11 protein-coding genes and 1 tRNA gene are annotated in these 20,036 nt (G+C 68.3%); 1 reads left to right on the top strand and 11 read right to left on the bottom strand.

Annotated elements, in window-relative coordinates; genetic code table 11:
* Positions 1–113 precede the first annotated feature (113 nt).
* The 9 genes from ACFVTM_RS10030 to ACFVTM_RS10070 form a co-directional block, all read right to left on the bottom strand.
* Positions 114–2,837, bottom strand: a complete 2,724-nt coding sequence (locus ACFVTM_RS10030) for a LuxR C-terminal-related transcriptional regulator (protein ID WP_390203303.1) — start codon at positions 2,835–2,837, stop codon at positions 114–116.
* Positions 2,838–2,908: 71 nt separating this feature from the next.
* Positions 2,909–5,650 (bottom strand): LuxR C-terminal-related transcriptional regulator, encoded by a 2,742-nt coding sequence (locus ACFVTM_RS10035; RefSeq protein WP_390203304.1) that lies wholly within the window; start codon positions 5,648–5,650, stop codon positions 2,909–2,911.
* 286 nt (positions 5,651–5,936) lie between these two features.
* Positions 5,937–8,600, bottom strand: a complete 2,664-nt coding sequence (locus ACFVTM_RS10040) for a LuxR C-terminal-related transcriptional regulator (RefSeq protein ID WP_390203305.1) — start codon at positions 8,598–8,600, stop codon at positions 5,937–5,939.
* 22 nt (positions 8,601–8,622) lie between these two features.
* The gene (locus ACFVTM_RS10045) at positions 8,623–11,367 is read right to left on the bottom strand and encodes a LuxR C-terminal-related transcriptional regulator (protein ID WP_390203306.1); all 2,745 of its coding nucleotides are present in this window, start codon (positions 11,365–11,367) and stop codon (positions 8,623–8,625) included.
* Positions 11,368–11,576: 209 nt separating this feature from the next.
* On the bottom strand, positions 11,577–12,164 hold the full coding sequence (gene pth, locus ACFVTM_RS10050) for an aminoacyl-tRNA hydrolase (protein WP_390203307.1): 588 nt from the start codon (positions 12,162–12,164) through the stop codon (positions 11,577–11,579).
* Between the two features lie 148 nt (positions 12,165–12,312).
* Entirely contained in the window at positions 12,313–12,915 is a 603-nt protein-coding gene (locus tag ACFVTM_RS10055; RefSeq protein WP_390203308.1) for a 50S ribosomal protein L25/general stress protein Ctc, read from the bottom strand.
* Positions 12,916–13,173: 258 nt separating this feature from the next.
* Positions 13,174–14,154, bottom strand: coding sequence for a ribose-phosphate diphosphokinase (locus ACFVTM_RS10060; protein WP_026537748.1), 981 nt, complete (start codon positions 14,152–14,154; stop codon positions 13,174–13,176).
* Between the two features lie 5 nt (positions 14,155–14,159).
* The gene (gene glmU, locus ACFVTM_RS10065; protein WP_390203309.1) at positions 14,160–15,689 is read right to left on the bottom strand and encodes a bifunctional UDP-N-acetylglucosamine diphosphorylase/glucosamine-1-phosphate N-acetyltransferase GlmU; all 1,530 of its coding nucleotides are present in this window, start codon (positions 15,687–15,689) and stop codon (positions 14,160–14,162) included.
* Positions 15,690–15,731: 42 nt separating this feature from the next.
* Positions 15,732–15,803, bottom strand: a tRNA-Gln gene (locus ACFVTM_RS10070).
* Positions 15,804–16,012: 209 nt separating this feature from the next.
* Here ACFVTM_RS10070 and ACFVTM_RS10075 point away from each other — a divergent pair.
* Positions 16,013–16,612: a TetR/AcrR family transcriptional regulator gene (locus tag ACFVTM_RS10075; protein WP_390203461.1), complete on the top strand. Its 600-nt coding sequence runs from the start codon at positions 16,013–16,015 to the stop codon at positions 16,610–16,612.
* Positions 16,613–17,151: 539 nt separating this feature from the next.
* On the opposite strand, the gene ACFVTM_RS10080 is transcribed toward ACFVTM_RS10075, so the two are convergent.
* Both ACFVTM_RS10080 and ACFVTM_RS10085 read right to left on the bottom strand, forming a co-directional pair.
* On the bottom strand, positions 17,152–18,978 hold the full coding sequence (locus ACFVTM_RS10080; protein ID WP_390203310.1) for an ABC-F family ATP-binding cassette domain-containing protein: 1,827 nt from the start codon (positions 18,976–18,978) through the stop codon (positions 17,152–17,154).
* A 72-nt stretch (positions 18,979–19,050) separates the two neighbouring features.
* Complete coding sequence (locus ACFVTM_RS10085; protein ID WP_390203311.1) at positions 19,051–20,013, bottom strand: 4-(cytidine 5'-diphospho)-2-C-methyl-D-erythritol kinase; 963 nt, start codon at positions 20,011–20,013, stop codon at positions 19,051–19,053.
* Positions 20,014–20,036 lie beyond the last annotated feature (23 nt).

The following is a 20,036-nucleotide window of genomic DNA, read 5'->3' on the forward strand; positions in this document are numbered from 1 at the left end:
CCGGCTTGATGGGGCAGATGCCGGCGGGATAGACGCAGGCCCCCGAGGTGGTCGGGCCCCCGGACTCGGACTCAGGCCCTAGGTGTCAGGTGCCAGGTCTCACGTCTTAGGTCTCAGGACTCCGGTGCCAGCGTTCCGTGGTCCAGGGCGCTGTGATCCAGGGTGCCCTGATCCAGGGCGCCGTGATCCAGCAGGTCCGCGCGGCGGCCGACCCCGAGTTTGGCGAAGATCCGGGACAAGTGCCCCTCCACGGTCCGGTGGGACAGGCAGAGCGCCGTGGCGATCTCGGCATTCGTGGACCCGCGGGACACAAGGTCCAGGACCTCTGCTTCACGGCCGGACAGCGCGGCGCCGTGATCGCTGTGGACAACCTCCAACTGCGCCGACATGCCGGCCTCCACGAGCCGGTGATGGACCCGGCGCTGAACCGCGGTGAGCCTCCACCGGTCCGGGTCATCTGCCAGGATACGTTCCGCCTGCTGGGCGGCTTCGAGGGCCAGCAGGCCGTGCCCGCCGCCGAGCGCGTCGTCGCTGATGCCAATGAGGTCGGCGGCGTCGGACGCGGATACCGCCAGCGCATAGGATTCCAGTAGCCGCGCCTCAGGGCCGTCCACGGCCCGGCTGCTCATGGCAAGGGCCTCGGCCCCCGAGATGTCACCGCTGCGGAACGCGAGCCGCCTAATATCGGTTTCAACGCCGCGCAGGCCCTCGTGCATCGCTTCGTCCGCCAGCCGGGACAGCGCCGATACGCCGGGCCCCTCCGGGCCGGCGCCCTCCGGGCCGGCGCCGGCCGGGCCGGCACTGTCCGTAACGGTCCCGGGTTCCGCCGCCCGGCAATACGCCTCGGCCAGCAGGCGCAGGGTTTTCGGCTCGCGGTAATCCGAGAGCCGGAAGTCCAGGCAGTGCTGGCTGGCCTCGTAGTGGCGTCCGACGGCGGCAGCCGCGTACGCTGCGACGGCATGCGCGAACGGCAGCAGGTTCAAGGGGTCGGCGATGGTAAGTTCCTCGACGCCGAGCCGTACTTCGGCCAGGCATTCGCGCATCCGGCCCTGGCGCAGCCTCGAGTACCCGCGCATGAGGTGCAGCATGCCGCCGCTGTAGAGCAGCCGTCCGGGCTCACGGTCCGCGTAATCGTCGAGGACCTTCCCGAGCCCGTCCCAGTCGCCGGCCCGGATCAGGTTCAGGCAGTGGCGCACTACAAGGTCCTCGAATACCAAGGGAAGCCCCAGGCTTCCGCTGCGGGCACCGGCCCATGCTTCTCCGTCCAGGCGCAGCCCTGTTCGCAGCCGGCCTTGGGCGGTCAGTAGTTCGGCCAGGAGGGAAGCTGCCGGAACGCGGATTTCGGGCGGGATGCCGGCGGTCTCGACCAGTTCGCGCAACCCTGTCCCGACGGCCATGAATCTGCCGTCCCACGTGCGGTTCAGGAGCTCTGCGGCCAGTCCCCCGGCAGCGGTTCCGCCCCACGGGTTATTCTCCGGGGCACGTCCCGGCGGGTGCGCGGAAGACAGGGACTCCCGGGCCGGCGTCGTGGACCCGAGCCGGACCGCGAGCAGCGCGGCAAGGTAGGAGGGCTGGCCGGCGCGCACCGGCTGCGCGGACTCCAGGCACGCCATAGCTGCCTGCGGGCGCCCGGCAATGAAGTGGGAGTATGCGAGCTGGATCCTGGCCTCGGAAAGGAACCGGGCGTCCCGGATGGCGCCAGCGGCCCTGGCCGCGGTAGCAGGATCCAGGGCCGTGTTCGCGGCGACAGCGGCATGGAGCAGCTGTGCGGGAGGGATCTCCACGCCGCAGTCCAAAGACCAGCGCAGCCGGTTCAGGGCAGCTCCCGGCACCGCGGCACGCCCCGAGGGAAGCGACAGCACGCTGGAGCGCAGGGCCGAACTGCGGCCGGCCGGAACCCGGTGGCGGATGATCTCGCCAACGATCGGGCTCGCGGGCCGGACGAGCCGGTCGTGCCCGGCGGAAACGGCGATTATCCCTGCCGTGTCGAGCGCATCGACGGCTTTGGGACCGCTGATCCGCAGGATCTGGGCCAGGGAGAGCGGTCCTGCCAGGGCAACGATCGTGGCCGCGGTCTTTTCCTCCGGCGTCATGGAGCGCAACTGCCGGTCGACGACGTCGGCGGCCGGAACCAGGGCCATATCGGGGTTGGCCAGGAGGAACCATACGCCGTGCCGGCAGCCCAGGGCGCCGGTGGAGCGGGCATGCTGGATCAGGGACATCAGCATCAGCGGGTTCCCGTCGGCGGCGTCGTGAAACAATGCGCTGACCCACGGGGAGACGTCGGCCCGCAGGACCTGTTCGCACAGCTGGTGTGTCCCGGTCCGGCTGAGCGGGGCGAGATCGAACTTGGCGATGATTCCGTCGTCCCAGAGCGAGAGGAATTCTTCCGGGATCAGCGGCCCGGGCCGGCAGGTCGCCAGGATGCCTGCTGCGCCGGTGGCTGCGGCCTGTGCGAGTTGCCGGACGGTCCCGTGGTCCAGGCAATGCGCGTCGTCGACGACGAACAGCGGCCGGTCCGCCTCGGCTTTCAGGCTGTCGGCCATTGCTTCGACGACGGCGGCATATGAGTCGAGTTCCCGGTCGGGAAGCCGGGACAGGTAGGGCGCCAGGGCGCCAAAGGGAACGGCGGCCAGGGCCGGTGTGGCCGTCAGCCGGATCAGGTGGCTGCCGGTCCCAAGTTCTCGGATGGCGGCTTTGACGACGGCGGTCTTGCCCGTTCCTGCGCCGCCGACGACGATCGCACCTGACCGGGTGTCATCGCGCAGGCAACGCACCAGGTCCTTGACCAGCGCTGACCGCTCGATGAGCGGGGCGGTATCAGCCAGACTTTCCATCGCAGGTTCTTCCTGCCGCCCGTTGCCTTCCCCGGGGTGCCGCCCGGGAGGCCGCCCGAATGCTGCCGGGGTCAGCCGAGCCGGGCGCTGTCAGCCGGAGTTGAGATGACATCTTTGAGTTCCGTTCGGCTGGCGACGTGCAACTTCGAATACACCTGGTAGAGGTGTCCTTCCACTGTGCGAACCGATACGTGCATCTGTTCGGCGATCTTGCGGTTCGATGTGCCGGCGGCGGCCCGGACGGCCACTTCGCATTCCCTCGCCGTCAGGGTCGACGTCGTGAGCGAATGGAGACCGTTCTTGGGACTGCCGAACCTGTCATCGAGCGACTGCTGCGCCCGCTGGGCGATCCGCAGCGCAATCCGGTTGCCGGCGTCGTTCGCGCAGCTGACGGCCTTCCTGGCCGCGTCCCGGGCGAAGACGGCGTTGCCGTAGGCGTCCGCGTCCTTGGATGCCGCCAACAGGAGTTCGCTGTCAGCGTCCCGCATGCCTTCGGCCAGCCGCGAGCACAGGGCCGCGAATTGCCCGGTCACCTGTCCGCCGAGGCCGCCGAGCCGGTGGCCCATCTGGCGGTCCCCCAACCTGGTGGCCGCGGACATGAACAGGAGCGCCGGGGACACGGCCGAGGACTGGGCGTCGTTGTCCGCCTCGGCGGCGAGTGCGCGGATTGACGCTGCCCGCTGGCCGAGCTCGGCCTGTGCCGAGAGCTCGAAATAGCGTGTGAGCCGTTCAGCCAGCCAGGCCGTGGGTGGCCGCGGCTGGTCCAAATCGCCCAGCAGGAGCCCGGCCGTCTCCTCTTCTCCCTGGAGTGCGGCCGCGTAGGCACAGACTGCGGTGGCCAGGCCGGTCAAGGCATCGGGATCCTGGGCCCGGAGCTGCCACCTGCCGGCCTGGAGCCGGGACAGGGCGTCGTCGAGGTGTCCTGCGTGCAGGTCGATGACACCCTGGCCAATCTCGAACATCCCGCCGAGCCGGGTCTGGGGCTCTCCGCCGCCATACGTCTCGTCAAGGTAGCCGGATGCCTCCCGGAACTTCGCCGAAAGCAGCAGGAGCAGCAGGAACCTGCCCCTGATCTCGCGCACCGCCCGGTCCGTGAGCTGCACGCTCGCTGTGGCCGTCAGGACCTGCTTGCCCAGGGCCAGCGCCCAGACGACGTTGCCGGTCACGGCCAGGGCCTCGCAGCGCACGCTGGCGGTCATGATGCGCGGTTCGCTGCCCAGGTCTGTCGTGTCAATGTGGTCGGTCGCGGCCAGGACATCGGCGTAGCGTCCCTGGAAGGCGGCGAGCTCGGCCTCGGCCAGGCGCAGCTGCTCGCGGGCCGCTCCCACCACGGCGCTGTGTTGCTCCGGTTCTGCGGCCAGCCGCTCCGCGAGCTCCCGCAGCCGTGCTTTGGGATCGGCGCCCGGGGCCGTGCTGCGCTTGTCCAGCTCTGCGCGCAGCAACTGAAGGGCGGTCCACTCGGCGAGCGGCAGTTCCCGGCAGGCGGCCTCATCCAGCGTTTCGAGGACCCGGCGCGCCGATTCCTCGTTGTTGACCAGGATATGGGCGTTCACCGATTCGATGGCCGCCAGGGCGCCGCGTTCGCTTCCTTCGGCCTCCTGGATGAACCGCAGCGCGGCCACGGGGTCGGATGCGCTGTTCGCGGTGTGGGCCGCGGCCAGGGCCACCTCCGGGCGCACCTGCTCTCCGCAGTCCAGGGCCCAGGCGACGCCGGTGGCGCCGCCGGCGTCCAGGGCGTCCGACTCCTGGAGCACCGCCGTGAGCCGGCGGCGGAGTTCGGCGCTGCGGCCCGGCGGGACAACGCTGGCGACGATGCCGGCGGTCACCGGGTTGGCGACGCTGACCATCGGCGGATGCTCGTGGGTGACCCGGATCAGGGCCCGTTCCTGGAGCGCGTCCATGTCCTGGGGGTTGGCGATGAGCATGAGGGTCTGCAGCGGGACCGCGCCGGCCAGTGCCAGCAGCTCGAAGACATCCCGCTGGCCGGTGCCAAGCCGGTTGAGGCGGGCCTTCACGACATCCCGGATCTCGCCGGTCAGGGCAATAGGGCCGTTACCCAGGAACCATACGCCGTCCTGGCGGACCACTGTGCCCAGCTTGATCTGTTCGCGGGCGAGGGAATGGAGGAACAGGGCGTTGCCCCCGCTCGCGCTCCAGAGCGCCCGGGCCGCGGTCAGGGAGAAACGGCCGCCGTATTCGTGGTGCAGGGTTGCTGCCGTCTCGGCGAAGTCGAACGGCCCAAGGTCCACCCGCCGGAGCAGGTCATCCTTCCAGAGGCCCATGATGTCACCGCCGACATGGGGCATGTCCACGCACGCCGCCAGCAGGGTGACATGGGCCCCTGCGCTCAGCTGGGCGACCATCATGCTCGAGAGTTCGTCGAGGTCGTGGGCGTTGTCCACGAAGAGGACGATCCGCCGCCCGTCGGATTTGTTGTGGAGCAGCTGGGTCAGCCCGCGCAGCACCATCAGGGGGTGCTCGAGGTGGGAGGCGTCGAGGTCATTGAGCAGGACGCTCAGGGCCCCATAGGGAAGTTTGGACGAAATGGAGCTGCCCCTGACCTGGACTACCAGGTACTCGTCGCCGAGCTGCTCCAAAGCGCGCTGGGCGATGAAGGACTTGCCCGCCCCGTGGTCGCCCACGAGTACGATGCCGCAGCCGGACCCCGACGTCAGGGTCTCAACCACCTCGGCAACGACCTGTTGGCGGGTGAAGGGCCGGTCTTTGTTCCGGCCGTATCCGTTTCTTGGCGCCGGATAGATCGTTTCTGTCTGGCCGCTGCCCGCAGGCAAGCCGGCGTCTTGCTGGAACATATGAGAGACCTTCGCAATCAAAGTGTGAGCGGTAATACAACAACCGTAGGGACTACGCGTATTTTCGGTATGCGTAAGTAGTACTCGAATACGCAGCGAGTATTCGGCCCGCTCTACGTAGCTGTACTCAGTTGGACCCGCACCCCCGCAGGGTCCAAACCAAGTAGTCGGAATCCTGCTTCACGTGTCCCTGCCCGTAGCGTCCCCGACGCCGCAAAATCAGCGGTCCGCAGGGCCCTGCTGGCCGCCGGGAACGGCCCAGGCCGTCCGTCGCGCCGATGACCCGCTAGCGTCCGTCAATGCCGGGAAGCTGTTCACGGCCCTTGACGTTGAGCTTGGCGTAGCTGCGGTAGAGGTGGCCCTCAACCGTGCGCACGGACACCTGGAGCTCGGCGGCGATCTGCCGGTCGGTGAGGCCGCGTACAGCAAGCGCCACGATGTCACGCTCGCGGCGGGTCAGGATGCCGAGCGAGTCATCGCTCTTGGCCGCGTCCTCACCGGGGAGGTCATCGGCCCGGTCCAGGCACCGCTTCCGCTGGGCGTTCGCCATACGCTCCCTGAGCGTGTCGCCCGCGGCCCGGTAGGCGTGGGCCGCGGCGTCATAGGCAAGTGCGGCAAAGGTCCACAGTTCCGCAGCCTCACAGGTCTTCGCGGCCTCAAGGTGGTCTGCGGCGTTGTCCGTGCTGATGGCGGCCGCGTAGGCGCAGATCGCGTCGGGCCGTGGGCCTTCAAGCCCGGTCCGGAGTTCCAGCAGCCTCGGCACCGAATCCGTGTCCCCCAGGGCCAGGCAAAAGGCCAGTGCGTCGAGTTCGAGGCCGGCGCTGTCCACCTCCGGGTCCGGACGTCCGAGCCGCTTCAGTTCCGCGATGGCGCCGGGATAGTTCCCGAGCCGGGCTTTTCCGTAGACCACGGCCATCGCGGCCAGTGAGCGCATGTACCGGGGCAAAGCCGCGGGTGCGGCCTCGAAGTCGCCGAGGAAGAGCTCCGCTTTTGTCTGGGCCCCGACTTCTGCGGCCGCCGCAAAGGCCATGGCCGCTGTCAGGGCGAACAGCTGCTGGGGGTCGGTCAGCCGCAGAGCCTCGAGAGCCGCGCTTAGCGTGTTCAGCGCCTGCGCAGCCTTGCCCTGGTAGAGCAGGACGATGCCGTGGGCTGCGTGGACTCCCCCGCCGAAGGAAATCAGGCTGGGCCCGGATCCGGCGACAAAGCCGGTCAGGAGGTTCTCCGCGGCCTGCCAGTCTCCGGAGTGGATCGCTGCAGCGGCCGAACGGACCACGAGGAAGTCGGTAAGGAAGTACAGCTCGTCGTGATCCGCTCCGGCGGCCTCGACCGCCTGGGACATCACGGCCAGGGCGCTGAGCCCCTTGCCGCCGGCCAGGAGCCGCTCCGCGTCGAGGCAGAGCCGGAACGCCCTTTGGAGGGTGTTCGCAGCGGGCCTGGTACCGGCGGCCCCGTCCGCAGGGGCCACTGAGTACTCGCCCGCCAGCGCCAGGACCATGGCTTCCATGGTGTCCAGGCGCTCATTGATGGCAGCAAGAATGTGGTCGGCGTCCTCCGGCGTGGCCTCTGCGAGGCGCTGAGCGGCTCGCTGAAGCGCCTGTGCCCGGTCCATGATTTCCGCCGGCGAGTGGCCCAGCGCGGACATCACAGCGGCCCACAGGAGCGATCCGGCCAGCAGGCCGGGGATGCTGCCGCCCTGGCCGAAATCGGCGTCGAGGATGTCCCGCGCCGCACCATAGTCGGAGGCGTTGTAGCGGGTGCGCGCTATCACGGCACGGGCCGCCATCTGCAGTTCCGGATCCTTGACGAGGACGGCGGCCTTGCGGGCGAGCTCGTCCTCGTAGAGCCGGCTGGCCAGCACGGCGGCCCGCAGGAGCTGCCGGTCCTCAACCTCTGCACCGCATTCGATCGACCAGCTCACGTGCCGCAGCAGTCCTTCGGCCGACGACGGCTCGCTGTCCATCTTGCGCAGCAGGCTCTGCCGAAGCTGCAGGCTCCGCGCCGGCGAAATCAGGTTCCGCAGGGTGTCGCCGTACACGGTGTGCCAGAGCCGCAGCTCGCCGGTTCCGGAGTCTGTCACCCGGATCAGTTCGCTGTCGATCAGCGCTCCCACGGCCTTTTCCCCGGCCACGGATTCGATCAGCCCCCTGGACACCGGTTCGGCCAGCGCCACCAGGTTCAGGGCCTGCCGCTCCTCCGGTGAGCGCTGCAGCAGCTGCCGACGCACGACGTCGGTCAGCCGGTCGCCGTGGCTGTTCAGGTGCCGGGTGAACAACCAGACACCATTGCGCCGCAGCAGCGTCCCGTCGTTCTTGGCGTCGTCGAGCAGCCCGTTGAGGAGCATCGGGTTGCCGCCGGAGGCCTCCCAAAGAATTTCGGCGACATTCGGCAGCACCTGTGAGCCGAGCTCGCCCTCCAGCATCTCGGTGGTCTGCGGGAGCGTGAGCGGGCGGAGGTCGTGCCGTTCGGCGATGCCTTCAAACCACAGCTGCAGGAGCGGTTCCGGCAATCCGGGCCGGGCGGCCGCGCCCACAAGCAGTTTCGCCCAGCCGGCCGCGGCCAGCTCCGCCAGGATTCCCGCCGTCGCCTCGTCGAGGTCGTGGGCGTCGTCGACGATCAGCAGCAGGGGTTTCTGGGTTGCCCGCTTCTGCTCTTCCAGGTGCGCCCACAGCGTCCTCAACACGGCCAGCTGCGATGTTGCATCCTGGACGGGCAGTTCGACGATGAACGGGCCGAGGACCCCGTACGGCACCTTGCTCAGTGACGCGCTTCCGTGGATCGGCACCGGCGTCACCTCCGAGCCCAGCTCCGCCACCACGGCTTCGATGAGCCGGGATTTGCCCATGCCGCTGTCGCCGAGGACGAACACGGCCACATGGCTGCCACCCTGAAGGGCCTCGACTGCTGACATCAAATCATCCGACCGCCCGGTCAGGGCGCGGGTCGCCCCCATGCCGCGGTCCCCCGCGGGCCCCCTAGATGAGTCCAAGCAGATCACTTCGCGAAGAAACTCCGAGCTTGGTGAACACCTGGTACAAGTGGCCCTCCACGGTTCTGACTGAAATGCCGACTTCCAGGGCGATGTCCTTGTTGGAGACACCGTTCCCGGCAAGGGTGGCGATCTGCCGCTCCCGGTCAGTCAGCAGCGGACCCTTGTTGCGGGGCATCACGGGCAGCGCCGGCACCGACTCGGAGAGGCTCTCGAGCATGCTGTACGCGGCGTTGGCGCTGGCGGTCAGCCCGGCGCCCTTGGCGTAGTCGAATGCGAGCGCCGCGCACCTGGCCTGGACGGCATCAAGTTCGAGGGCCGCGGCCTGCCCGGCGGCTTCGAGCATGATCGCCGCGTCCTTCTTCCGGCTGCCGATGGCAACCGTGCGGGACATCTCGGCAAGCGGGCCCTGCCGCAGCCCGGCGAGTTCCTCCATGAACAGGAAATCCTTGGCGGTGCCGTTGACCGTGGCCCCGAACATGCAGATGCCGGCAAGGGTGTGGCGCCCTTTGCGGAAATGCGCCTCAGCGGACCGCACCAGCCGGTCCTTGGCCTCCGGGTCGCCGAGCCACCGCGAGGCCATGTCCATGCAGAACTCCGTGGCGCTGCCCACGGCGAAGCGGGCCGGGCCGTCAGCAGAGCGGGCGCGGTCCAGGTAGATCGCGGCCTGGACCGAATTGCCGGTCTGCGCGTAGGCAAAAGCGGTGGCGGCGTAGGCCTGGCGCATGGACTGCAGGCTTGCACGGACCTCAAGCTGGGCGATCGCGGCCAGCAACGGGTCCAGTGCCATGTAGCCGCGGCCGGCGTAGACGTAGGCGAGCCCGACGGCGAGGTCCGTGGCGGCGCTGCCGGAGTGCAGTCCGTGCCCTGCCCGGCCGCTCGCGTCCTTGAGCATGTCGATGGCCTGGCGCCACAGGCCGGAGAGGAGCAGTACGTTGAAGGAGCGCCAGGCGAAGTTTTCGCGGATGCGCGGCACGTTTGACCACTCGCCCAGCTGGCCGCCGATCTCCCGCATGAGTTTGCGGGCATCGAGCTCGTGGCCGGTCATGGACAAGGCTTCCATCAGGATGATGGCCGATCTGAGCCGGTGCACGGGATCGGCGCCCGGGACGTCTGTGGTGGCGGCGGCGGTGAGCCGGCCCATCATGGGCTCGAAATCGCCGATGAAGGAGAAGTAGTTGAACTCGCACAGATCCAGGGACAGCCCGGCCCGGGAGAGGGCCGCCGGGTCGGCGGGCGGCTCGTCCAGGCTCAAGTCCTGGAGCCGGATCCTGGCCTGCCGGAGCAGCTCGGGGACCTGGCCGGAGCGGTCCTCCAGCCACGCCATGCAGTCAGCCTTCGCCGCGATGAATTCGGCAAAGTTCTCGGCCGCGAGGTCGTTGACCTGCCGCTCGGAGACGTCATCCAGCGCGGACATGGCCTGCAGCGGCAGGCCGAGCTGGAGGTAGGCGGCCGATTTCTGGAGCTGCCCTTCGGCCCACTCGGGGTCCGCGGCAGAGAGGCTGCCGGCGCATTTGAGGGCAAACTTCGGGTCGAAGAGCTTCACGGCGGCGCTGGCGGCCGCCACGGCGTGGGCGGGGGCGAGCTGGGCGTTGCAGTCGTGGGTCCAGGCCGCGTAGGCGAGCAGGTCCTCGACCGAGAGTTCGCCCAGCTCATGTTCCTGGTGCCCGGGGACCTTGTCCCGAAGCTCCAGCCGGCGCTCCACGCTCAGCCAGTTGCGGACGATGTCGCCCAGGTACCGGTCGCCGAGGGTGACGAGGTGCCGGTCCGTGCGGTCGACGACGATCTGGCCGGCCTCTTCCATGTCGGCGATGACGCCGGGGCTGTACATCCTGGCGAGCCGGGACAGGGGCAGCGTCCTGGCGCAGGAGAGGACGTCGATGACTTCCCGCGCCTCCGGTGTCTCCCGGGCGTACCTGGCGCGGACAATATCCTCCAGCGCGGTCCGTCCGTCCAGCACGACCTCGTCGACCAGTGTCCACACCGATCCGGACAGGACAAGGTTTCCACGCTCGATTTGTTCGGAAACGACGGCCTGCAGGAGGGTGGGGCTGCCGCCGACCAGCTGGTGCAGCTGGCTTGCCAGGGCGGTCGAGACCCGATGGCCCAGGGCTGACTGCAGGACCTCCAGCGTTTCGAGCTCGGTCAGGTTGGCGAGCCGGACTTCGGCGAGGTGGCCCGATGTGATGAGCCAGTAGAAGTCGGGCGGAAGGTCCGTGGTGCGCTGCGCCGTCGCGATCAGCCGGGCGGTCCGGGTCTGCAGCAGGTTCAGCAGGACCCCAGTGCTCAGTTCGTCGAGGGCCCCGGCGTTGTCGAGCAGGATCACGCACTGGCGCCCGGCAGCGTCGTCGCGGATCAGCGAAGTAATACCGTGCAGGATGGCCGTCGGCGAGCCCAGGGAGCTCTGCGGGAGCCGTGCAAGGGTGAAGGCGAGGCAACCGTACGGTGTTGCCGAGCCCGGCCCGGAGCTGCGGAGTTGGATGGTGTAGACCTCGGGGCCGAATCCCGCGAGGGCAGTCCTGCCGACAAGCGTCTTGCCCACGCCGCGGTCGCCAGTGACGACGACGCCCATCCGGTCATGGGCCAGCAGTTCCTGGCGCACATGCTCGGCGTCGGCGTTCCGCGCCAAACCGGACCAACCGTGCCTCGCGACCGGACTGGCAGCATGTTCTTCTTCGGCGGGTGCCAATGTAGTGGAAACATTCCCCCAGCCCAGCGAATCCCTCGACATGTAGTTTCCTTCGTACCGCTTTGCAGACAGCAAACCCCGGACTGCCCACTTAGAAGTAGCGTATCCCTATCCCCCGACATGAGAGTAGACAGATCATAACTGGAATGCCGAAAGCTTTGGAAGGAAACCCACCCTACGGATACAACTAATACGCCCGGCGTCTGCCGCTGAACCGGCCCGGCCGGGTAGAGGAAGAGTTGGAGCTGCGTCTAGGTGGCCTTGGCCGGGTGGAATTTTTGTTGCGCGGCGAGGAGGCCGTCCGTGACCAGGACTTCGACGGCGTCGGCCGCCGAATCGATGAGGAACGGCAGTTCCTTCTTCTCCGGGGCGGAAAAATCGCGCAGGACGAAGTCCGCGGTATCCATCCGGCCCGGCGGGCGCCCGACGCCCACCCGCACGCGCAGGTAGTCCTTGGTGGCCAGCGCCTTGGAAATGTCCCGCAGTCCGTTGTGGCCGCCTTCGCCGCCGCCGATCTTGAGCCGCACGGTGTCGAAGGGGATGTCGATCTCGTCATGAACGGCGATGACATGGGCCGGATCGATCCCGTAGAACTGGGCCAGGGCCGAGACCGGGCCGCCGGAGACGTTCATGTAGGACAGCGGCTTGGCCAGCACGATCCGGGGCCCGCCGATGCCCAGCCGCCCTTCGAGGACCTGGGCCCGCGATTTGTGCGACTTGAAGCCGCCGCCCACGCGCGAGGCGAGTTCGTCCAGCACCATCTGACCGACATTGTGCCGGTTATGGCTGTACTCGGCTCCGGGGTTGCCAAGGCCTACGATCAGCCAGGTGTCAGTCATGGATCAGTCCTTCGGTGGGACGCGGCGGAGGAAAGGAGAGAAAGGAGGGAAAGGGGTGCAACGGGTTTGGGCGCGGCGCTGACGGCCACATCGGAGACGACGGCGGCCGGGTCCCTGAGGGACCCGGCCGCAGCCAAATGCGCCGGAATTACTCGGCTGCTGCTTCTTCGGCTGCCGGGGCGGCCGCTTCGACGGCTTCGCCCTCTTCGGGGATTTCGACGGCCTCGGAGATGTTGACCACGAGTGCTTCGGGGTCGGCCAGCAGGGTGGAGCCCTTCGGCAGGACGAGGTCGGAGGCGTGGATGTGCTCGCCGGCGCCACGGCCTTCGATGCTGACCTCGATGGCGGTCGGCAGGTGGGTTGCCTCGGCCTCGACGGAGACGACCGTCATTTCCAGGTTGTGGACGTTGCCCGGAGCCAGCTCGCCGCTCAGGTGGACGGGTACGTCAACGGTGACCTTTTCGCCGGTGCGGACGGTCAGCAGGTCGAGGTGCTCGATGATCTGCTTGATCGGGTTGCGCTGGATGTCCTTGACGAGGGCCAGGTGCTGCTCGCCGTTGATGTCCAGGGTCAGCAGTGCGTTGGCGGTGCGGACAGCCAGGGTGGTGGCCTTCGCCGGCAGGGTGATGTGGATCGGCTCGGCGCCGTGGCCGTAGATGACGGCCGGGATCAGGTTGGCCATGCGGGCGCGGCGGGCGAAGCCCTTGCCGAATTCGGTGCGGACTTCTGCTGCGAGCTTCTGCTCAGACATGGATATCTCCTTGTGGGATTCAAGCTGTGGGACTAAACGGTGTTCAGCAAGGGCGGAGGTCTTCACGACCTTCAACGCCGGGCTGCCGTGCAGCTGCCCTTCAGAAGGAGATTCAGACCCAGTCGATAACGGAGACCAGCAGTCCGGTTGACCGTGCATCTTAATTCCACACGGTTTGCCGGCGCTCTCCCTCGCCAAGGTTTCGGTACAAGGCTACCAGCGGCGGGCCCGGATCCTAAATCCGGGCCCGCCGCCGGCTTAGGCCTGGCCGTCGAACAGGCTGGTGACGGAGCCGTCGTCGAACACTTCACGGATGGCGCGGGCGATCAGCGGTGCGATCGACAGCACCGTCAGCTGCGGGAAGCGCTTGTCCGGGGTGATCGGCAGCGTGTTGGTGACCACTACCTCGCGGGCGCCGGACTCGGAGAGGCGGCGGGCTGCCGGATCGGAGAACACGGCGTGGGTCGCGGCGATGATGACATCCTTGGCGCCTGCGTTCTTGAGCACCTGGACGGCGCCGGAGATGGTTCCGCCGGTGTCGATCATGTCATCGATCAGCACACAGGTGCGGCCTTCGATCTGCCCCACGACCGTCTTGGAGACGGCCTGGTTTGGCACGGTCAGGTCGCGGCTCTTGTGCACGAACGCCAGCGGGGCACCGCCGAGGCGCTCGGCCCACTGCTCGGCGACACGGACGCGGCCGGTGTCCGGCGAGACCACGGTGACCTTGTCCGAGCCGACGCGTGTGCGGATGTAGTCGGCCAGCAGCGGAATGGCCATGAGGTGGTCCACGGGGCCGTCGAAGAAGCCCTGAATCTGGGAGGTGTGCAGGTCCACGCTCATGATGCGGTCGGCGCCGGCGGTCTTGTACAGATCGGCAACGAGGCGTGCCGAGATCGGCTCGCGGCCGCGGCCCTTCTTGTCCTGCCGGGCGTAGGGGTAGAACGGGGACACGACCGTGATGCGCTTGGCGGAGGCCCGCTTGAGCGAATCGATCATGATCAGCTGTTCCATCAGCCAGTTGTTCAGCGGGGCGGGGTGGGCCTGGATCACGAAGGCGTCGGTGCCTCGGACGCTCTCGCCGGCCCGGACGTAGATCTCACCGTTGGCGAAGTCGTAGGCGTCCAGGGGCAGCAGCTCGGTGCCCAGCTCCTTCGCGATCTCCTTCGCCAGCTCAGGGTGTGCGCGCCCCGCGGCCAGCACCAGCTTCTTCTCGCCGTGTGCCGTAATTTCGCTCATGATTGCTAGCCCTCTTCTGTTGGTGCCGGAGTAGTGGAGGAAGTTGGGGCGACGCCCGCGGCGGCTGTGTCGACCGCGGCGGCGGATTGAGCCAGGGCGGACTCGGCCAGGGCGGCGGAGATGGAGCCGGGGCGGTTGGCCGCAACCCAGCCTTCGGAATTCCGCTGCCTGGCCACGGAGAGGGCGAGGGCGCCGGCCGGGACGTCCTGGCGGATGATGGCACCGGCACCGCTGTAGGCGCCGTCGCCCACGTTGACCGGGGCCACGAAGACGGTGTTGGAACCCGTGCGCACACCGGAGCCGATCACCGTGCGGTGTTTCTTCTCGCCGTCGTAGTTGGCGGTGATGTTGCCGCAGCCGATGTTGGTGTCCTCGCCGATTTCCGCGTCTCCGGCGTAGCCGAGGTGGGACAGCTTCGAGCCGCGGCCGATCGTGACGTTCTTGGTTTCGTAGAACGCGCCGATCTTGCCGGTCTCGCCCAGGACGGTGCCGGGGCGCAGGTAAGTGAAGGGCCCCACGCTGGCGCGCGCGCCGATCGTGGAACTGGAGCCGTGCGTGCGGACCACTTTGGCGCCCTCCCCGACGTGGACGTCGGTGAGCGTGGTGTCCGGGCCGACGACGGCGTCGCGCGCCACCGTGGTGGCACCGTGCAGCTGGGTGTTGGGCAGGAGGCGGACGTCCTCCTCGAGGGTCACCGTGGCATCGATCCACGTGGTGGCGGGATCCACGACGGTTACCCCGGCGCGCATCCAGGCTTCGACGGTGCGGCGGTTGTGTTCGGCGCCGAGGGCCGAGAGCTGGACGCGGTCGTTGGCGCCCTCCACCTGCCAGCGGTCTTCGGTGACGACGGCGGCGACGCGGCCGCCCGCGGCGCGGGCCAGCGCCAGGACATCGGTGAGGTACTTCTCGCCCTGGGCATTGTCCGTGGTGACGTGGACCAGCGCGTCGCGCAGCACGGCGGCGTCGAAGGCGTAGATGCCGGAGTTGATCTCACGGATTTCGCGTTCGGCGTCGGTGGCGTCCTTGTGCTCGCGGATTCCCGTGACGGTTCCGTCGTCGGCGCGGAGGATCCGCCCGTAGCCGGTGGCGTCCTCGAGCACGGCGGTGAGGACCGTGACGGCGTTGCCCTCGGCCTCGTGGGCGGCGACAAGCTCGCCGAGCAGTCCGCCGGTGAGCAGCGGGACGTCGCCGTAGGTGACCACGACCGTTCCGCTCAGCGAGTCCCCGGTGTGAAGCGCGTCGAGCGCCTCCAAAGCGGCTTCCACCGCGCGGCCGGTGCCGGGCACCTCGTCCTGGTCCACGATCAGGGCCTTCGGATCGAGGGCGGTGACGTGGTCGGCGACGAGGTCGCGTTCGTGCCGGACCACGAGGGCCAGCTCGCGGGGCTTGATGCTGCGGGCCGCCTGGAGCGCGTGGCCGACCAGGGAGCGGCCGCCGATCTCATGGAGAATTTTTGGGGTACGGGATTTCATCCGGGTACCGGCCCCTGCAGCTAGGACGATCACGGCGGCTGGGCCAGTGTTCTCGGGGCTCACGTATTGGCTCTCCTTGCTTGGTTGCGCAGTGTGTCTCGCCAGTTCCGCCCATAGGACTCGAACCTATACTCCACGGCTCCAAAGGCCGGGGTGCTGCCATTACACCAGAGCGGACCGTGCCGGGCTTGACCTGTGGCACGAGAACCAATTCTGCCACGAACGTGATGCTCGTGCGACTCAGGGCAGCAGGACGGGCAGCGGGCGGGTACGGGCGCCCTTTAAGGCATGATGGTGCTGTGATCAACAGTGCAGGCGGATCCGTTGGGGCGGACGGCGGCCCCGCCAGGCCCGAGCGTGCCCCCGCCCGCGTTACCCGGCCCCGCATGACAGGTCCGCAGCGCCGCACACAATTACTCGGGATCGGCCGTGGGCTTTTCGCGCTCCGCGGCCTGGACGGCACCACCATCGAGGAAATCGCCGCCACCGCGGGCGTCTCCAAGCCGGTGATCTACGAGCACTTCGGCTCCAAGGAGGGCCTGTACACGCAGGTGGTGGAATATGAGTTCCACATCCTGCTGGCCTCTATCAACGACGCCCTCGCCGCGGACGCCAAGCCGCGCGTCTTGGTGGAACGGGCCGCCCTTGCCCTGCTGTCCTACATCGAGGACCGGACCGAAGGCTTCCGCATCCTCATGCGCGACGCGCCTCCCTCCCAGCCGGAGGGGGCCTTCTCCACGCTGCTGTCCCAAGTGACGGCCCGGGTGGAGCACATCCTCGAGGACGAACTCGCCCGCCGCGGCTTCAGCCCGGCCGACGGGGCCATGTACGCCCAGATGCTCGTGGGGATGGTCGCGATGACCGGCCAGTGGTGGCAGGACAGCCGCACCCCGGACAAACGCGAAGTCGCCGCGCACCTGGTCAACCTGGCCTGGAACGGCCTGACCGGGCTGCAGAAGGACCCGGAGCTCCGCAGCGAGGACTAGGCCGCGGGGTGGTGGGGGCTCGTCGCGCTTCGGTGAGGCATCGAACCGGCCATCCTCCGCGTGCTCGCTCGTTCCTCGCTTAGACGCACGCTTCCGGATAACCGTTTCGCTGCCACACGCCGAGGGAAGTGCTCTGGCGGGGTGTCAGCGGGACATGCCCACCCTTGACCTCGAAGAGTGGACATAACACCAACATGCTCATCCCTGGCCCGCGGCGAGGGGCATGTCCCGCGGGGTTTCCGCCCTCCACAGGACATGTCCAATGTTGAACCGCGCCGAGGCATGTCCCGCCACGACGTGCGCCGAGCCCCTTGAGCGCTCCACGGGACATGCCCACGCCAGACCTCGAAGAGTGGACATAACACCAACATGCCCATTCCTGGCCCGCGCGAAGGGACGTGTCCCTCGGGGTTTCCGCCCTGCACGGGACATGCCCATTGTTGGCCCGCGCCAAGGGGCATGTCCCGAGGAAGACAGTCACGCCGAAGGACATGTCCATCCGTGCTCAGACACACTGGGCATGTCCCACGGCCCGGAAGCTACTCCCCCAGCACTTCCAGGGCTTCGAGCCATTCGAGTTCCAGGGCTTCGCGTTCTTCGGCCAGGGTCTTCAGCTTTTTGTTCTGCTCGGCGAGGGCGTCGAAGTCGGAGTCCGCGGTGCTTTTCACCATCTGCTCGTGGAGCTTCTTCTCCTGCTGTTCGAGCTTGCCCAGCTGGCGGTCGATCCGGTTCTTGGCCTTGCGGGCGTCGCGCTTCTCGGCCTCCGAGGGACCGGTGGCGGCCGGCGCGGAACCGGCACTGGAGGAGGTGACGGGGTTGCCGCCGCCGGTGATCGTGGAACCGGCCAGAGCCCCTTCGCGCAGTTCGAGGTACTGGTCCACGCCGCGCGGCAGGGCACGGATCTTGCCGTCGCCCAGCAGCGCCATCTGGTGGTCCGTGACCCGCTCCAGCAGGTACCGGTCGTGGCTGACCACCACGAGTGTCCCGGGCCAGCCATCGAGCACATCCTCGACGGCGGCGAGGGTGTCGGTGTCGAGGTCGTTGGTCGGTTCGTCAAGCATCAGAACGTTCGGCTCGCCCACGAGCAGGCGCAGCAGCTGCAGCCGCCGTCGTTCGCCACCAGAGAGGTCCTTGACCGGGGTCCACTGCTTCTCATTGGTGAAGCCGAGCTGCTCCACGAGTTGTCCGGCGGTGAATTCCTTGCCGCCGACGTTGAAGGAGCGCTTCTCGCGTTCGATCACCTCGATCACGCGCAGGTCCGAGACGTCGTCGAGCTCCTTGACCTCCTGCGTCAGCACGGCGGTGACCACGGTCTTCCCGCGCTTGACCTTGCCGGAAGAAGGCTCGATTTCTCCGTTGAGAAGCTTGAGCAGGGTGGTCTTGCCGGCGCCGTTGACGCCCACGAGGCCAAGCCGCTCCCCCGGGGCGAGGCGCAGGGTGATGTTGTCGAAGAGCTTCTGTCCGGCATCGCCGCCGAGGAAGTCCAGAGAGACGTTTTCGAGGTCCAGGACGTCCTTGCCGAGCCGGGCGGTGGCCATCTTGCTCAGTGCCGTCGAGTCGCGCGGCTCGGGGACGTCGGCGATCAGCGCGTTGGCCGCCTCGATCCGGAACTTGGGCTTGGCGGTGCGGGCCGGGGCGCCGCGGCGCAGCCACGCAAGTTCCTTCTTGACCAGCTGCTGGCGCTTGCCTTCGACGACGGAAGCCATCCGGTCGCGTTCGGCGCGGGCCAGCACGTAGGCGGCGTACCCGCCCTCGAAGGGGTCCATGATGCCGTCGTGGATCTCCCAGGTCTTGTTGCAGACTTCATCGAGGAACCAGCGGTCGTGGGTGACCACGAGAAAGGCACCCTGGTTGGCCCGCCAGCGGGACTTCAGGTGCCGGGACAGCCACGCGACGCCTTCGACGTCGAGGTGGTTGGTGGGCTCATCGAGCATGATGACGTCGTGGTCCTCGATCAACAGCTTAGCCAGCGCCACACGCCGCTTCTGCCCGCCGGAGAGCATATGGACATTGGCGTGCCAGTCGACGTCGGACACGAGGCCGCCCATGACTTCGCGGATCTGGGGATTGCGGGCCCATTCATAGTCGGCCTGGTCCCCCACGATCGCGGCGCCGACGGTGAGGTCGCCGTCGAGCACGTCGCTCTGGTCCAGGTAGCCGATGTTGACCTCGCTGCGCTTGGTCACCCGGCCGGAGTCGGGCGTGGAGCGCATTGCCAGCAGCCGCATGAGCGTCGACTTGCCGTCGCCGTTGCGGCCCACCATGCCGATCCGGTCGCCCTCTTCAAGGCCGAGGGTAATGCCATCGAGGACGGTACGGGTTGCATACGAGACCGTGAGGTTCTCGCCGCCGAGCAGGTGTGCCACTGGGAACTGCTTTCTTAGGTGTAACGGTGAAGTGTTGCTGTTAAGTCATGAGGTGCGGTGCGTCAAAAGCTCCTAAAGGAGCGTATCGGAGATGATGCGGGCCCCGTGCACCGGGCCGTGCACCGCCAAGGCGTCGAAGCTGTGGTGGCGGAGCTCTTCGGCGAGTCCGGCGGCCGCGGCGGGGCTGTGCGCGAGGAAGGCGACGGTGGGTCCGGAGCCGGAGACGATGCCCGCAATCGCGCCGCAGGCCTCGCCGCGCCCCAGGGTCTCACGCAGGCCCGGGGCCAGTTCGATCGAGGCGCGTTGCAGGTCGTTGACCAGGACGCGGCTCAGGGCGTCCGCGTCGCCGGTGCGCAGTGCCGTGATCACGCCGGGGTCCACGGCGTCCGGTTCGTCCACCGCCACCCCTTCGGCGTCGCGCAGGCGGTCCAGGGTCCGGAAAACCTCCGGGGTGGACAGGCCGAAGTCCGCTGTGACCAGGACCCAATCCGTCTGGGCCTTGACCAGGGCCGGCGAGAGGTCATCGCCCACGCCCAGGCCGACGGCGGTGCCGCCGAGCAGTGCGAAGGGTACGTCCGCGCCGAGTTCTGCGGCCAGGTGGGCCAGCTCATCGCGGGACAGCCCGCTGTTCCACAATGCGTCGCAGGCCAGCAAGGTGGCGGCTGCGTCGGCCGACCCGCCGCCCATGCCGCCGGCCACGGGCACCCGCTTGGTGATCTCCAGGTGGACACCGGTGGAATGCTCCGAGACGTCGGCCATGATGGCCGCCGCCTTGTAGGCGAGGTTGCGGTGATCGAGCGGAATATCCACGCCGTCAAGGTCCAGGGTGCTCGCGCCGCTGATGCTGACGGTGATCTCGCCGGTGTCGGTGCTGGTGGCGGCAACTTCTTCGTAAAGTGAGACAGCCAGGTAGACGCTGGCCACCGAGTGGTAGCCGTCCGGCCGCAGCGGCCCTACGTCCAGTGAGACATTGACCTTGCCCGGGGCCTTGACTCGAACAGTCCTCGCGGCAAAGCGCCCTCTCACTGCGTTCATGGCTCCACGCTATGGCATCGCGG

The sequence above is a fragment of the Arthrobacter sp. NPDC058130 genome (assembly GCF_042884475.1).
In the GTDB taxonomy this organism is placed as follows: Bacteria; Actinomycetota; Actinomycetes; order Actinomycetales; family Micrococcaceae; genus Arthrobacter.